Origin of the sequence: Streptomyces sp. CB02009 (assembly GCF_001905825.1) — a bacterium.
GTDB lineage: Bacteria > Actinomycetota > Actinomycetes > Streptomycetales > Streptomycetaceae > Streptomyces.
Genome location: NZ_LIVV01000013.1, coordinates 42306 through 56146, shown reverse-complemented (window position 1 = coordinate 56146; position 13841 = coordinate 42306). Strand labels below are relative to the sequence as shown.

The window sequence follows — 13841 nt, the reverse complement described above, 5'->3', positions numbered from 1 at the left end:
CCCGACAGCGGGTCCCACCGAGGCTCGCACTGCGGGTCGGCGGCTGCCGAGGGGCCGTCTGTGTCAGAGCGGGCAGCCGGTAGCGGTGTCGTCGGCCAGGGGGATGACCGCGGTGACGCGCTTGCCGACGGGTTCACGGTGGAGGGACAGACTCTGCCCGAGGGCCATCACGATCTCCAGCCCGTGCCGGCCGATCCGTGTCGGGTCGGGACCCATGAGAACCGGGAGCGTGGGGCTGCTGTCCCAGACCGACACCTCGACCGCACCGCCGGCGATCTCCAGGGTCAGCAGGCAGGGGCCCGGCGCGTACTTCCGGGCGTTGGTGACCAGCTCGCTGACTACCAGCTCGACCGCGCCTCTGGCCGTCTCGGACACCGTCAGCCCGTGCACCGCCTGCGCATCGGCCAGGAAGTCGCCGGCCAGATCGCGCGCGACCGCGATGTCCTCACTGCCCTCGAACAGGCCGGAGACCGACACGACCTCGTCCGTCAGCAGCCGCTCCGCAGCCCTGGCCACCAGCTCCACTCGGTCCCCCTCGCCCTGATCTCGTACCTGTCCGGGCGGTCGTCTACCCCGGTTCCGGACTCTCACACCGCGGCCTTGCCCATGATTCCTTCCACGCCCCTTGCGACCCGGGATCGGCAACGGCGCCCGCGGAGCGGGGGTGAACCCGTACAGCCCCTACGGCCTCCTACCCGAGTGTCGGTTCGTCCGCGGGCGGGCCGACCCTGGACGCCTGATCCGTCGTACGTGACAGACAGGGGTCGGCGACGTCGTTGCGGGCGCTCCAGGCGTCGATGTTCCAGTCGAGCCTGAGCACGGCGACGTCGTCCGTGTGCCGGTCCGCGTTGAGGGTGCGGGCCTCCTTGATCAGGTGGTCGAGATGGGTCGCCGGGTCGTTCGGAGACAGCTCGTGGATGAGTTGCAGCAGGCCCTCCACACCGAGCCGGTCACGGCCGGAGCCGTGGTGGCCTTCGGTGAGGCCGTCGGTGTAGATCGTCAGCGCTCCGGCACGCGGCAGCGGGACGACCGTGGCGGTCCAGGCGCCGAGGTCGGGGACGAGGCCCAGAGCCGTACCGTGTGTCGCCGGTATCTCCCGGGTGCCTTCGGCCGTGGTGAGGAGCGGGCGGTGGTGGCCGGCGAGGTGGAGGGTGGCGGTCGCCGCCTCCTGGTCGAGGGTGATGATCGTGCAGGTGGCGAAGAGCATGTCGGTGCCGCACTCGGCGATCAGCACGCGCTCCATCAGCCGCAGGAGTTCCGGGCCCTGGTGCCCTCCCAGGACGAGGGAGCGCCAGGCGATGCGGAGGCAGACGCCGACGGCCGCGGCGTCCGGGCCGTGTCCGCTCACGTCACCGACGACGGCGTGCAGCAGGCCGTCGTCGCCCTCGACGACGTCGAGGAAGTCCCCGCCCAGCAGGGCACCCTCCGCACCCGGCAGATAGCGGCTCGTGACGGTGACGGCGGAGGTGCCGAGGATGGGCGGGGGCAGCAGCCGCCGTTCCAGGCGTGCGTTCTCCTCGGCGCGCAGGCGGGCCTTCTGGGCCTGGGCGGCGGCGCGCTCGGTCTCGCTGCGGTAGACGGCGTAGCGCAGGGTCCGGTGGAGCAGCTCGGCCTCGACCCGGCCCTTGACGAGGTAGTCCTGGGCTCCGGCCGTCATGGCCTCGGCGCCGGCCTGTTTCTCGGACAGGCCGGTGAGGACGATCACGGCGGTGTGCGGGGCGATGGAGCGGACGGCGGCGACGGCCTCGGTCCCCGAGATGTCGGGCAGGTGCAGGTCGAGGAGGATGCAGTCGATCGGCCGCGCGGCGAGTTCGGTACGGGCGTCGGCGAGGGTCGTCCGCGTGGTCAGCTCGAAGCGGAGCCCGGTGTCGTACAGGAGCTCCTCGACGAGCAGGGCATCGGCTGCGTCGTCCTCGATGAGAAGGATGCGGTACGTGGGATCGGCTTCGGCCTCGCCCTGGCCGGCTCTGTGGGAGAGGGTCATGACGCCTGCTCCTCGTCTGCGCGGGTCGCCGCCGGCGTGGTGGAGAGGGCCGGGGGACCCTCCGTCACCGGCCGGGTGCTCGCCAGGGTGAACGTGATGCGGGCTCCGTCATGGTGATCGGGGTCCACGGCGATCGTGCCGCCGTGGAACTCGACGATCTTCTTGCACATCGCGAGTCCGATGCCGCTGCCCTTGTAGGCGTCCTTGGTGTGGAGCCGCTGGAAGATCACGAAGACCTTCTCGGCGTACTCCGGAGCGATGCCGATGCCGTTGTCGGTGACGGCGAACCTCCACAGCTCGCCGTCCCGCTCGGCGGAGACGTGGATGCGCGGTGCCGTGTCGGGGCGGTGGAACTTGAGGGCGTTGCCGATCAGGTTCTGCCACAGCATGCCCAGCTGGGTGCTGTCGGCGGTCAGTGACGGCAGCGGGTCATGGGTGATGGACGCGCCGGTCTCCTCGATGCTCACACTCAGCGAGGACAGCGTCTGCTCGTGGACGCCCTCGAGGTCGACGCTCTCCAGCTCACGGTGGACGCGTCCGACCCGGGAGAAGTCGAGGAGGTCGTTGATGAGGACCTGCATGCGGTTGGCGCCGTCGACCGCGTAGTCGATGTACTGGTCGGCCCGGTCGTCGAGCTGGCCGCCGTAGCGCCGCTGCAGGAGCTGGGTGAAGCTCGACACCTTCCGCAGCGGCTCCTGCAGGTCGTGCGAAGCGACGTATGCGAACTGTTCCAGCTCGGCGTTGGAGCGGTGCAGCTCGGCCGACTGCGCGTCGAGACGCCGTCGTGCCTCTTCGGTGAACGCCAGCTCGCGTACGAGACGGCTGCGCATGAAGTCGATCTCCGAGCTCAACCGGCGCAGGTCGGCGGGACCGGTGGGTGTGATGGGGTGCTCGAAATCGCCGCCGGCGATGATCCGGGCGTCCCTGCCGAGCTGCTCCAGAGGTGACGTGATCCCCCGGCGCAGGGCTTCGAAGACCAGGACCGCGAGGACGGCGATGACGGCCGCGATCGCGGTGAAAACCCAGTTCCGCAGCGTCATCGTTGCCGCCAGGTCCTCGGCGGCCCGCGTCCGGTCCGTCCGCAGCCTCTCCTGCTGCCCGCCGAGGGCGCTGCGGAGCGCGTCGAACCTCTGCTTGCCCTCCGTGGCCCGGCCGGCGGCCAGCGGAGAGGGCGAGCCGGCCGGGGCGGCGGCGATGGGGCGGGCGATCCGCTCCTGCCAGCTCTCCGACGCCTCCTGCACGGCCTGGAGATCCCTCAGACCGTCAGGATCGCCGCGGAGCAGCTCCTGCAGTCGCGCGGTGTACGTGGCCTGGTCGGCCAGCCCCTGCCGATAGGGGTCGAGGGTCTCGGAGGCCCCCGTGAGTCCGTAGCCGCGGATGCCCGTCTCCTGGTTGAGGAGCGCCGACTCCAGTCGGAACGCGGTGCTGAGGGCGGGCGACCTGACGTTCACCAGGTCGTCGCTGAGCGAGGCGGTCCGTCCCAGCACCCAGGCCCCTGCGAGCCCGAGGAGCGTCAGGACCGTCAGCGAAGCGGACACGCCCACCTGCAGCCAGCGGCGCGTGGTCCAGGTGGAGAACCTGCCCGCGCGCGGTCCGGCACTACCGCTCATTTCCGAGAACCCCTCCGATGATGGCCGCCTCCGGATGAGATGGGCAGCAGCGCACACTGTAGAACGCGACCGACAACGATTGTTGTCGCGGGGTCGGATCTGCGCCTACAGTTCCGCACATGCCTGGCAGGAACTTCGTTCTGCGCACCACACCCGAGGAGACGGCGGCCGTCGCGACGTCGGCGGTGGCTCACCTTGCACGACGTCTTGCCCTCCAGCTCTTCGAAGAAGTCCCGACCGCGCCGGAAGGAGTTCCGGCCGGAAACCGCGAGGCGGCACAGGCCCTGGCGGTACTGCACCTTTTGGAGCAGTTCCAGCAGGCCGCCGAGCAGCTCCAGCGCAGAGCCGCCCTGGCCGCAGCCCGTGCGGGTGCCGGTTACCCGCAGATCGGCGCTGCATGCGGGATGACACGCCAAGGCGCCCGACGCCGCTGGCCGGGACTCTTCGACCAATCCGACGACGCACCCATGGAGCACCCGATGATGACCATGCCTGTCCAGCCCTTCGACGTCCTGCTCGTCGAGGACGACATGGCCGACGCCATGCTCATCGAGGAGGCCCTGTCCGAGCGGGGTGCGCGGAACCTGGTGCAGGTCACCGACGGCGTGGCCGCGCTCGAACACCTCCGCACGCCCGGCACCCCCCGGCCGGACCTGATCGTCCTCGACCTGAACATGCCCCGGATGAACGGCAGGGACCTGCTGAAGGTCCTCAAGACGGACCCCTCTCTCCAGACCATCCCGGTCGTCGTGCTCACCACCTCCTCGGCGCCCGACGACGTGAGCGGCGCCTACAGCAGCCACGCCAACGCCTACGTGACCAAGCCCGTCAATCTGGACGAGTTCGAGGCAGCCGTCCAGAGCATCGACGCCTTCTACCTGGACACCGCCACCCGGCCGCCCCGCGGCTGACACGGGACGCCACGCTCACGGCGGGCTGTCGGGAGGCCGGGGGCACTCGGGTCCGGCGGCGGGCTCCCCGGCGGCGCTCTGCCCCCCGGGGGGCTGCCCGGGCCCCGGGGGTGACGAGACCGCGGACTCTGACGCCCGCCGCCGAGGTGACAAAGAGCTCACCGCACCGTCCCCAGTCCGGCCGAGGGGAGGAACCTGAGACGGTCACCGGCATGAGCGTGGTTCTGGGAGACAGGTTCAGATTCGCAGCGGAGGTCGGCGAGCCCGGCCCCCTGTGCAGGGTCGACCTCTGGGCGGCGGGAAAGTGGCTGACCTGCGACGACAACATGGCGTACGTCCCCGCTTTCCGCCACGCTGTCCTGGAAACCTGCGCCTGGCTGCGATCCGGCGAGGGGTCTCCCCTGCCGTTCCCCGGCTTGTCCGCCGAAGCCACACACCGTCGTCTCCTGGCACGCGTGATGGACGACGCCGATCCCGAAGTCGAACCCGAGGCGGGCTACGAGCAGCAAAGCCGGTTTCAGGTCCTGCACTGGGGCCCCACCACCGACAACGTGATCGCCCACCTGTTCCGCGAGAAGGACGACCTGGTGATCACGCTGGAGTTCTGGCGTGAGGAACACCTGCGCAACCACCCCGAAGACTCCGGGGCCGTCTTCGTGGTCGAGATCCAGGCTCAGGAGTTCGTCAGCATCCTGGAAGGCATCGTGGCCGCGTTCTGCCCCAGCCAGGCGAGCAGTCCAGGCCGGTAGCCCGGCAACGTCACGAGGCGGGGGCGGGGGCTCACGATTCCTCGGCAACCGGGACCGGAGCGGACGCAGCCGCCTTCCTTCTGCGGTACACCACCACCCCGCACACCGCGAGGAGAAGCGCTGCCACGGCCGACACCCCGAGGGCCGTCTGCTCGGCGAAGAGCCGTCCCAGCACTTCGAGCGCCCCGATCCCCACCGTCGCGTAGACCAGCGCCCAGGCCGCTCCGCCCACGAACAGCGCAGGGAGGTAGCGCGGCAACGGCATGCGCATGCTGCCGGCGAGGAAGTTCGCGGCGGTCTGGAAGCCGACGGTCAGGAAGGAGACGGCCACCACCGGCGCGCCCCACCGCTGGATCGCCCGCTCGGCGCGAACGAACTTCGCCGACGAGATCCGCCCGGCGAACCTGCTGCGCCGGGCACCGGCGCCGGCGAGCCAACCGACGGCGAACGTTCCTCCGGCGCGCAGCAGGACGATGACGTAGAGGGCTCCGGCCGTGAGCGCGATCTTACCCACGACGCCTCGTCCCGGGCGCCGGGCGGAAACCCGCCTCCCACGTCACTCGCACGGGGCGTCCCGCTTCGCCGGGCGCACGACGCGCACATACCCGGTCACCGATTCTCACCTGCGCCCCGCCTCTGTCCGATCCGGCCTCTGAGTTCCCACGTGCGGCGCCGGAACGCGCACCCGCACACCCGGGTCCGCCCGCCAGGCAAGGTCAGCCTAACCTAATGCCTATCGGCGGAAACAGTGCCCCGTCCACCCGAGCACCGAGCAGCGCCGTCGCGGGCGCGGTCACTGCATCCGGTCGGCCCACCCACAGCGTAGGCCGCCGCCCGTCTGGCAGGGTCCCCACCCCGTCCGTCGCCACCCCCGCGCCCCGGCGTGGTCGCTCGCCCGGACGCCCGCGATACCGTCTACTCGTCCTGCACCTGCGTGCCTGTCGTTGTGCGCGCGGGGACGCAGACGCGGTCGCAGTCGCAGTCGCAGTCGCAGTCGCAGTCGCCGGATGCTGCTTCCTCCGGCACACCATCCCGTACGAACCATCGAGAGAGGCCGCGCAGTGAAGGTGATCCTTTTCGGGGCGTCCGGCATGGTCGGTCAAGGGGTGCTGCGCGCCTGCCCGGAGGACCCCGGCGTGACCGAAGTCCTCGCCGTCGTCCGTCGCCCGCTCGGGCGCACCGCCCCCAAACTCCGCGAGATCCTCCACTCCGACTTCGCCGACCTCACCCCGCTCGCAGACGACCTGGCCGGGGCCGACGCGTGCTTCTACTGCCTGGGCGTCTCCGCGGCCGGGCGCTCTGCCGCCGCGTACGAGACCATCACGTACACCTACACGCTGGCGGCCGCCGACGTGGTCGCCGCCGGCAACCCCGATCTGACCTTCGTCTACGTCTCCGGCGAAGGCACCGACAGCACCGAGCGAGGCCGCTCGGCCTGGGCCCGCGTGAAGGGCCGCACGGAGAACGCCCTCCTGGCCATGGACATGCACGCCTATGCCTTCCGCCCGGGCTGGATCCAGCCCTTGCACGGTGAGACGTCGGGTACGCGCTGGTACCGCGTGATGTACCGGCTCACCTCGTGGCTGTACCCGGTCGTCCGCCGCGTGGTCCCGCGCTACGTGACCAGCACCGAGCAGGTGGGGCGCGCGATGCTCGCCACCACCCGCCTCGACGGCGCCGAGCCCCGCATCCTGCGGACCGCCGACATCAACCGACTGGCTGCCTGACCCGTCGGGGACATCCGGAACCGGGAGCCTCAGGGCCCGCAGCCGCACTGGTACGCATGGCCTCCTATCCGATGTCGCCCGCCGCGGACTGCCATCCGATGACCTCCTCGTGTCGGACGTCGTGCAGGATCGCCCCCTTGAGGAGGGCTCCGGTGATGTCGGTGAGGCCGTAGCGGGGTCTGCCGGTGTTCACCCGGCCGAAGTCGACTCCGGTGAGATCGGCGCCGCGGAGGTCCGCGCCACGAAGGTCGCAGCCGGACAGAACCGCTCCCCGCAGGGAGGCTCCCCGCAGGTCCGCTCGGCGCAGGTCGCAGAGCTTGAACGAACAGCCGTCCAAGCCGGCGTGACGCAGGTCGGCTTCGACGAACGTGCATCGCGTGAAGCGCAACTGCGATGTCCTGGCCGAGATCAGGTCCTGGCCGGTGAAGTCCTCTCCGCTCAGGGCCGAGTAGCGCGGAAGTGCCGCAAGTCGTTGCCGGGGGTTCAGGAGGGCGGCCATGGGCGCCAGCGTGCCAGCCGAGCCGGAAGTCCGCTCGCGGATTTCCACCGTGGCCGTGCCCGTCAGCGCTCCCGCGTTCCGCGCGATCTGCTGGAGGTCGATGAGGACCTCGTCCGCCCCTGCCGCAGGGGCGGAAAGCAGACAGTCCGCCAGCTGCGCGACCGTTCTCCGCTGAGGAACGGCGTCACTCGGCGCCCTGCGTGTGTCGGATGTTTGCCCGTGAGACGCCGTGGAAGAGTTGTTTCCGACGACCGGCCGGCCGCGTCGCGGGCCGGGCGGCCGGACCTCCTCGACGCCAGGCCTCGAACGGGAGTCACCCCTTGCGCCTCTACGCCCAGACACCCACCCGTCGGAACCTCCAGGTGCTCGTCGACCTGATCGCCGTGGCCCTGATCGCCGTCGCGGTGTGGGCGGCCCTCGTCGTCCGCGACACGATCATGCTGCTGGCCGAGCCGGGACGCAGGGTGGAGAGTTCCGGTGACCGTCTCGCCGAGGGGCTCGGCAGTGCGGGGGACGCGGCGTCGGGGGTGCCGCTGATCGGCGGCGTCCTGAAGAAGCCCCTGGAGGCCGCGGCCGACGCCGGCTCCGGCATCTCCGACGCGGGGGTGTCGCTCCAGGAGACCGTCAGCCAGGTCGCCAACGTGGTCACGACGGCCCTCATCATCATTCCGGTGTTCTTCGTCCTGCTGATCTGGCTCCCGCCGCGCCTCCTCTGGATCCGGCGCAGCAGCACCCTGCGCCGGCTCGCCGAGGCCCCCGGAGGCGCCGACCTGCTCGCCCTGCGCGCGCTCACCGGCCCGCCGCGCGCGCTCGCCAAGCTGGCGGTGCCGCCCGGCGGATGGGCCGACGCCTGGCGTCAGGGCGACCAGGAAGCCATCGCCGATCTCAGTGCGGTCGCGCTCAAGCACATCGGTCTACGGCCCTGAGCCGTCGCGCCCGGTCCGAGAGGCCGGCCCCCCCTCACCGGCGCCGTCGCTGTCCGTACGCCGCCGGTCGTGGTGGTGGTAGTAGTGGCGGCGCGCGCCGTCACACGGCGGTGCTCGACGCCCCCGCGTGACGGGCCGCCGGGAAGGACGACGTGGCGGCGGAGATGACCTCGTCGAGGACGTCCCGGGAGCGGATCAGGTCCGCGATCGTCCGGTCGATGCGTTCGCGCTCGGCGTGCAGCTCCTCGACCAGTCGCGGTGTCGCGATCTCGCTCGGTGCGCCGTCCGTGTCCCGCATGCAGGGCAGCAGTCGTGCGATCTTCTTGCTGGTGAGCCCCGCCGCGTACAGGGCCTGGATGCGGATGACCCGGTCGACCGCCCATTCTCCGAAGTCGCGCTGTCCGCCGGGCGTTCGCTCGGACGCCAGGAGCCCCTGCGCCTCGTAGTAGCGCAGCGACCTGTCACTCACCCCGCTGCGCCGAGCGAGTTCACCGATCCGCATGCCCCACCCCGTTCGCCGGCCTCGGCCTTGCCCCTGACACCAGTGTCAACTTCTACCGTACGGGCATGACGAACGCACCCGTTGGATCGCCCGTTGAATCCCGCCTCTTCGACTCCGCCCGCCTCGGCCCGCTGGAACTCCCCAACCGCCTGGTCATGGCGCCGATGACCCGCAACCGCGCCACGGCCGACGGCGTCCCGCTGCCCCTGATGGCCACCTACTACTCCCAGCGCGCCTCGGCCGGCCTGATCGTCGCCGAGGCGTCCACTCCGAACGCCGTCGGTCAGACCTACCCGAACATCACCGCCATCCACGAGGACGCCCACGTTGTCGGCTGGCGGCAGGTCACGGACGCCGTGCACGCCGCCGGTGGGCGGATGTTCCTCCAGCTGCAGCACGGCGGCCGGATCGGCCACCCCGACAACAGCGGGCTCACGCCCGTCGCTCCCTCCCCGATCCCGCTGCCCGAGCCGATCCACACGGCGAGCGGCCGCCGGCCCGCCGTCGTCCCGCGCGAGATGACCGTCGAGGAGATCCGGTCCACCGTCGCCGACTTCGCCGCCGCGGCCCGCAAGGCCGTCGACGCGGGCTTCGCAGGCGTCGAGGTGCACGCCGCCAACGGCTATCTGCTGCATCAGTTCCTCGCCAAGGGCACCAACCACCGCACCGACGCGTACGGCGGTCCGGTCGCCCACCGCATCCGCTTCGTCGTCGAGGTGGTCGAGGCCGTCGCCGACGCGATCGGCCCCGACCGTGTGGGCGTACGGATCGCCCCCGGCCTGACCGTCAACGGCATCGACGAGGGCGACACCGAGGACATCTACCCCGCCCTCGTCGCCGCCCTGAACGACATCGGTCCCGCCTATCTGCACGTCGTGTTCGCCGACCCGGACCAGCCGCTCTTCCAGGACATCCGGAAGTCCTGGCCGCGCACCCTCATCGCCAACCCGGTGCTCGGCTGGGGCCGTCCCCTGCCCGCCGACGGCGGCCGCGACGCAGCCGAACGCCTCCTCGCCGCCGGCGCCGACCTCATCTCCCTGGGCCGCCCCTTCCTGGCCAACCCCGACCTGGTCGAGCGGCTGCGGACCGGCGCCCCGATCAACCCCGTCCGCGAGGAGGGCCTGATGTACACGGGCGGCGAGCGCGGCTACACCGACTACCCGTACCTCCCGCGCCTCGCGGCGACGATCCCCTCGCCCCGTGCCGCCCGCGTCACGGATCACCTGTAGTCCCCGCTCCCCCGCCGCAGTGCGCGCTCTCCCGTCCCGACCGGGCCGGGGGACGCCGGCTGCGGGGTCCGTCGGTCAGGCGGTCTTCGCGGGCTCCGCCGCCTTGCGGGTCTTCACGCCGCCGGCGACCAGGGCCAGCCCCGCGGCGAGGATGCCGAGGTAGGCGGCGGACGGGAGGTCGACGACCTTGTGCAGCCAGCCCCACTCCGTACCGAAGAAGGTCACCGAAGCGAAGCTGACGAGTCCCTGGGCTCCGATGACGTAGCCGATGCTTTCGAGGGTGTATCCGATGGTTGTTCGCACGGATCAAGCCTCTCGCGACGGTTCCGCAAGATCGTCCTCCGCAGGACCGAGAACGTACTAGGCCGAAGGATGCAGGCTGCTGTGTCACTACGAGCCCGTCACGAAAGGGGAACGGGGCGGGCGGGCGGGCCTGCGGTCGCTCTAGCTTGAGCGCGGGTACGAGGGGGTGCGATGCGGCGTCGACGGTGGCGGTGGCTGCTGGGCGGGGTGCTGGTTCTGCTGGTCACGGGGTGTTTCGCCCCGCAGGGGCCGATGTTCGGCGACGGTTCGGCGGTACCCGAGGAGGCCTCGCGGGTGCGGATGCCGGTGCGGCCCGGGCCCGACGGCGGCTGGGTGGTGAACTCCACCGAGGCGGGGCTGCTCGGCCAGGGCCGCGCGCTCGTCCGGCTGCCGGGGCCGGGACGCCGGGGCTGGCGGTTGGCGCTGCCCGCCGAGTTCGCGGTGACCTCCCCTCAACCGGGCACGGCGCACTCCGCGTTCGTCCGTGGCCACCGGGTGGTGCTCGTCGGCGGGCGCGAAGGCCGGCGCGGGCCGAGTGCGATCGCCGGGCTCGACCCGGAGCAGGGGCGGCTGGCCTGGCGGCACGAACTGGCGCCGGGCAGTCGGGTGTTCCTGTACGAGGACGGGTTCGCGAGGGTGCTGGTGGCGGACTGCCGTCCCGGGTCCTGCGGCCTGACCGGCTTGGACGCCTGGTCGGGCCGGCGTGCGTGGACGTGCACGGAGCGCGGGCCGGTGCGGGTCCTGGACGGCTGCCGGGACGACGCCCTGGCCGTCGAGCGGCCGTCCGGCGACCACCGCTGCGGGCCCTATCTGGTCACCCCCGACCGCGTGGCCACGCTCGACCCGGAGACCGGCCGACCGTCCTGGCTGACGGGTCTCCGGGTGCCCCGCGGCGGCATCGACCGGATCACCCAGAACGGCGGACACCTCACCATGGCCACCGCGCCCGCCAGGGGCAGCTGTCGCGTCACCGTCGTCGCCGCACGCATCGGCAAGGACGACGGTGACGAGGAAGGGGACTGGCAGCGCACCTTCGTGTGGGACCAGCCCCAGGCCCCGCGCGAGCCGCGGAGCGGATGCCGCTGGGACCGTGCCCTCCCGCTGTTCGCCGGTTACGCGATGGCGCTGCCCGATGCCGAAGGAGCCCTTGTCGTCCCTTTGTACGTCGGCACGCTCAGCCACTCCCGGCGGCTCGCCCCCGGTGAGTACCTGGTCGGCGACGGCACCATGAACCCGGTCATCCGCGCGGCCGGCCGCCCTGACCGGCGCCTGGACAGGTCCGCCCCGCCGGTCCGCCCCGCCGGACTGAGCGCCGCCGCACGCCGCGTCACGGCAGGGTTCTGGCAGGACGGCAGACGCCTGGTGCTACTGGACCACGAGGGCCGCCCCCTCTGGGAGGGTGCCTCGGACTGTCGGGCCTTCGCGGGCGAGGGCAAGGGTCCCGGAACCGCCGTCACCTGGTGCGACGGCGCCGACCTGGTCACGCTCCGCCCCGTGGGCGCGGACTGACGGACCGTGCTGTCGGCCGTCGACGGCCCGCACCGCGCGAGGGCGTCGGGAAAAGGAGAGGCGAAGGCGACGCGCCGTTGGCAGGATGTCCGCGCTCTGCATCGACCAGGAAAGGAACGGCCGACCGTGGCTCGTGCCATCACTCTGATCCGCTCCGCCGCATTGTCCGATGTCGCCGAGTACGCCTACGCCGCCACGGCCCCCGCCGAGGCGCGCCTGATCTTCCTCGCCGGGGCGTGTCCTCTGAACGACGACGGATCGACGGCGGCGGTCGGGGACTACGCGGGCCAGGCGGCGAAAGCCGTCGAGAACATGCGGGTCGCCCTCGCTGCCGCCGGCGCGTCGCTCCAGGACGTCATCAGCACCCGGGTCCTCGTCGCATCGGCCCGCCGGCAGGATCTGGGGGCTGCCTGGGCCGTCGTCCGGGACGCGTTCGGCGACCACGACGTCCCCAGCACGCTGATGGGCGTCACCGTACTCGGCTACGACGACCAGCTCGTCGAGATCGAGGCCGTCGCCGCCGTGCTCGATCAGTGAGCACCGCTTCCGCGGGACCGCGCGGAGGCGGGCGGGGAGGCGGGCGGGCAGGCACGCAGGCCGCGATGCTTCGTTGATACCTTTCGTTTGTCGAGTGAAAGCAAAGAGCCTTCACTCACGACGAGAGGGGTGGGCGGTGCTGACGGAAGAGCGGCGTGAGGCGATCCTGCGCATGGTGGAGCGCCGGGGGACGGTCACGGTCAAGGAGGTGGCCGCGGAGACCGGTGTCTCCGCCGTCACGGTGCGGCAGGACGTACGGGACCTGGCCGGCCGCGGGCTCGTCGTCCGGGTGCACGGCGGCGCGATGTCCCTGGCGGCGGCCCAGCAGGCTCCCGCCCCGGGCACCGCGGCACCGCGTCCGGCAGCCCAGCAGGACCGCGTGCTGGGGCTGGTCGTTCCGCCCGGCGACTACTACTACCCCGAGATCATCCGCGGGGTGCGGGAGGCCGCTCGCGCACACGGGATGCGTCTCGTGCTCGCGGTGTCCGGCGAGACGCTGGCGGACAACCAGGAACAGGCACGACGGCTCGTGGCGGCGGGGGCCGACGGTCTGCTGCTGATGCCGCGGGCCGGACTCGAACCCGCGGAGCGGGCGGAGCAGTGGCCCGCCGGCCTGGACGTACCGGTGGTGCTCATGGACCGCCGGGCGGGCCCGGAATCCGGTCGCGTCGAGCAGGTCGCGTCCGATCACGCCCACGGCGCGGGCCTGGCCGTCCGTCATCTCGCCGGCCTCGGGCACCGGCGCATCGCCCTGGCGGCTCGGGCCGAGAGCCCCAACACACCCTTGATCCGCGAGGGTTACCATGCCGCCTGCCAGGCGCTGGGGGTGCCCGTCGGCCCGGAGTACCGTGTCGGTCCGAGCGACGGGCCGACGTCCGCCGAGAGGTACGAGGATCTCGTGAGCGCGGTCGGGGCGGGTGACGTCCGGGCCGCCCTGGTGCACAACGACCTGGATGCCGTCACTCTGGTCGGCCTCCTCCAGTCGCGCGGCCTGCGCGTCCCGGAGGACCTCGCCATCGTGACGTACGACGACGAGGTCGCCGAGCTGAGCGATGTGCCGCTCACCGCCGTGGCTCCGCCCAAGAGGGCCGTGGGAGCCTGGGCGGTCGACCTGATGCGGCGCAGGCTCGCCGATCCGGGCGCCCCTCTGACCGCGTTGCTGCTCCGTCCGGAACTGCGGGTCCGGGACTCCAGTGGCGCCGTCGAGGGGCGCGACACCCCTCGTACGTAAGGGTCACACTTCAACCTCAGGCACTACGCAGCTTTCACTTACTTTCACTTGCCAGCATATGAAGCCGAAAGCATTGACGAAGCAAGTGGGCTGTCGAATGATTCCGTTCGACGCCCCAGCGAAC

General features: G+C 71.8%; 15 protein-coding genes. 8 read left to right on the top strand and 7 right to left on the bottom strand.

From position 1 onward, the window contains the following. Positions 1-63: 63 nt before the first annotated feature. The 3 genes from AMK27_RS37450 to AMK27_RS37440 form a co-directional block, all read right to left on the bottom strand. Positions 64-516 carry an ATP-binding protein gene (locus tag AMK27_RS37450; RefSeq protein WP_241847739.1) on the bottom strand — a complete coding sequence of 151 codons (453 nt, stop codon included), beginning with the start codon at positions 514-516 and terminating at the stop codon, positions 64-66. Positions 517-691: 175 nt separating this feature from the next. Next, the gene (locus AMK27_RS37445; protein ID WP_079188758.1) at positions 692-1984 is read right to left on the bottom strand and encodes a PP2C family protein-serine/threonine phosphatase; all 1293 of its coding nucleotides are present in this window, start codon (positions 1982-1984) and stop codon (positions 692-694) included. Continuing rightward, positions 1981-3594: a sensor histidine kinase gene (locus AMK27_RS37440; protein WP_073918427.1), complete on the bottom strand. Its 1614-nt coding sequence runs from the start codon at positions 3592-3594 to the stop codon at positions 1981-1983. Before AMK27_RS37440 ends, AMK27_RS37445 begins: the two co-directional genes overlap by 4 nt. 119 nt (positions 3595-3713) lie before the next feature. On the opposite strand from AMK27_RS37440, the gene AMK27_RS37435 reads away from it, so the two are divergent. Together AMK27_RS37435 and AMK27_RS37430 are read left to right on the top strand one after the other, a co-directional pair. Then, a complete protein-coding gene (locus AMK27_RS37435) occupies positions 3714-4505 on the top strand; it encodes a response regulator (RefSeq protein ID WP_198956006.1) in 792 nt (263 codons plus the stop codon). Positions 4506-4717: 212 nt separating this feature from the next. Further along, entirely contained in the window at positions 4718-5254 is a 537-nt protein-coding gene (locus tag AMK27_RS37430; RefSeq protein WP_073918424.1) for a hypothetical protein, read from the top strand. 31 nt (positions 5255-5285) lie between these two features. On the opposite strand, the gene AMK27_RS37425 is transcribed toward AMK27_RS37430, so the two are convergent. Beyond that, positions 5286-5768 (bottom strand): DedA family protein, encoded by a 483-nt coding sequence (locus AMK27_RS37425; protein WP_073918421.1) that lies wholly within the window; start codon positions 5766-5768, stop codon positions 5286-5288. Positions 5769-6390: 622 nt separating this feature from the next. Between AMK27_RS37425 and AMK27_RS37420 the strand changes: the two genes are divergently transcribed. Then, a complete protein-coding gene (locus AMK27_RS37420; RefSeq protein ID WP_241847725.1) occupies positions 6391-6981 on the top strand; it encodes an epimerase in 591 nt (196 codons plus the stop codon). A 64-nt stretch (positions 6982-7045) separates the two neighbouring features. Here AMK27_RS37420 and AMK27_RS37415 read toward each other — a convergent pair whose 3' ends face one another. Next, complete coding sequence (locus AMK27_RS37415) at positions 7046-7480, bottom strand: pentapeptide repeat-containing protein (protein WP_073918416.1); 435 nt, start codon at positions 7478-7480, stop codon at positions 7046-7048. A 320-nt stretch (positions 7481-7800) separates the two neighbouring features. Here AMK27_RS37415 and AMK27_RS37410 point away from each other — a divergent pair, with 320 nt between their 5' ends. Continuing rightward, a complete protein-coding gene (locus AMK27_RS37410) occupies positions 7801-8406 on the top strand; it encodes a hypothetical protein (RefSeq protein WP_073918414.1) in 606 nt (201 codons plus the stop codon). Positions 8407-8506: 100 nt separating this feature from the next. Here AMK27_RS37410 and AMK27_RS37405 read toward each other — a convergent pair whose 3' ends face one another. Further along, the gene (locus tag AMK27_RS37405) at positions 8507-8908 is read right to left on the bottom strand and encodes a MerR family transcriptional regulator (protein ID WP_073918411.1); all 402 of its coding nucleotides are present in this window, start codon (positions 8906-8908) and stop codon (positions 8507-8509) included. Positions 8909-8973: 65 nt separating this feature from the next. On the opposite strand from AMK27_RS37405, the gene AMK27_RS37400 reads away from it, so the two are divergent. Then, positions 8974-10137, top strand: a complete 1164-nt coding sequence (locus AMK27_RS37400; RefSeq protein ID WP_073918408.1) for an alkene reductase — start codon at positions 8974-8976, stop codon at positions 10135-10137. Between the two features lie 75 nt (positions 10138-10212). Here AMK27_RS37400 and AMK27_RS37395 read toward each other — a convergent pair whose 3' ends face one another. Then, entirely contained in the window at positions 10213-10440 is a 228-nt protein-coding gene (locus AMK27_RS37395; RefSeq protein ID WP_073918405.1) for a hypothetical protein, read from the bottom strand. A 171-nt stretch (positions 10441-10611) separates the two neighbouring features. Here AMK27_RS37395 and AMK27_RS37390 point away from each other — a divergent pair, with 171 nt between their 5' ends. From AMK27_RS37390 to AMK27_RS37380, 3 genes are all read left to right on the top strand, one after another. Next, a complete protein-coding gene (locus tag AMK27_RS37390; RefSeq protein WP_107425770.1) occupies positions 10612-11949 on the top strand; it encodes an outer membrane protein assembly factor BamB family protein in 1338 nt (445 codons plus the stop codon). 126 nt (positions 11950-12075) lie between these two features. After that, positions 12076-12486, top strand: coding sequence for a RidA family protein (locus AMK27_RS37385; protein WP_073918400.1), 411 nt, complete (start codon positions 12076-12078; stop codon positions 12484-12486). 136 nt (positions 12487-12622) lie between these two features. Beyond that, positions 12623-13717, top strand: a complete 1095-nt coding sequence (locus tag AMK27_RS37380; RefSeq protein WP_073918397.1) for a LacI family DNA-binding transcriptional regulator — start codon at positions 12623-12625, stop codon at positions 13715-13717. Positions 13718-13841: the final 124 nt, after the last annotated feature.

Bases quoted from the DNA above. Each gene is read 5' to 3' on its own strand.
- AMK27_RS37430 (WP_073918424.1), top strand. From the start codon at position 4,718: ATGAGCGTGGTTCTGGGAGACAGGTTCAGATTCGCAGCGGAGGTCGGC.
- AMK27_RS37400 (WP_073918408.1), top strand. From the start codon at position 8,974: ATGACGAACGCACCCGTTGGATCGCCCGTTGAATCCCGCCTCTTCGAC.
- AMK27_RS37405 (WP_073918411.1), bottom strand. From the start codon at position 8,908: ATGCGGATCGGTGAACTCGCTCGGCGCAGCGGGGTGAGTGACAGGTCG.
- AMK27_RS37390 (WP_107425770.1), top strand. From the start codon at position 10,612: ATGCGGCGTCGACGGTGGCGGTGGCTGCTGGGCGGGGTGCTGGTTCTG.
- AMK27_RS37440 (WP_073918427.1), bottom strand. From the start codon at position 3,594: ATGAGCGGTAGTGCCGGACCGCGCGCGGGCAGGTTCTCCACCTGGACC.
- AMK27_RS37435 (WP_198956006.1), top strand. From the start codon at position 3,714: ATGCCTGGCAGGAACTTCGTTCTGCGCACCACACCCGAGGAGACGGCG.
- AMK27_RS37415 (WP_073918416.1), bottom strand. From the start codon at position 7,480: ATGGCCGCCCTCCTGAACCCCCGGCAACGACTTGCGGCACTTCCGCGC.
- AMK27_RS37445 (WP_079188758.1), bottom strand. From the start codon at position 1,984: ATGACCCTCTCCCACAGAGCCGGCCAGGGCGAGGCCGAAGCCGATCCC.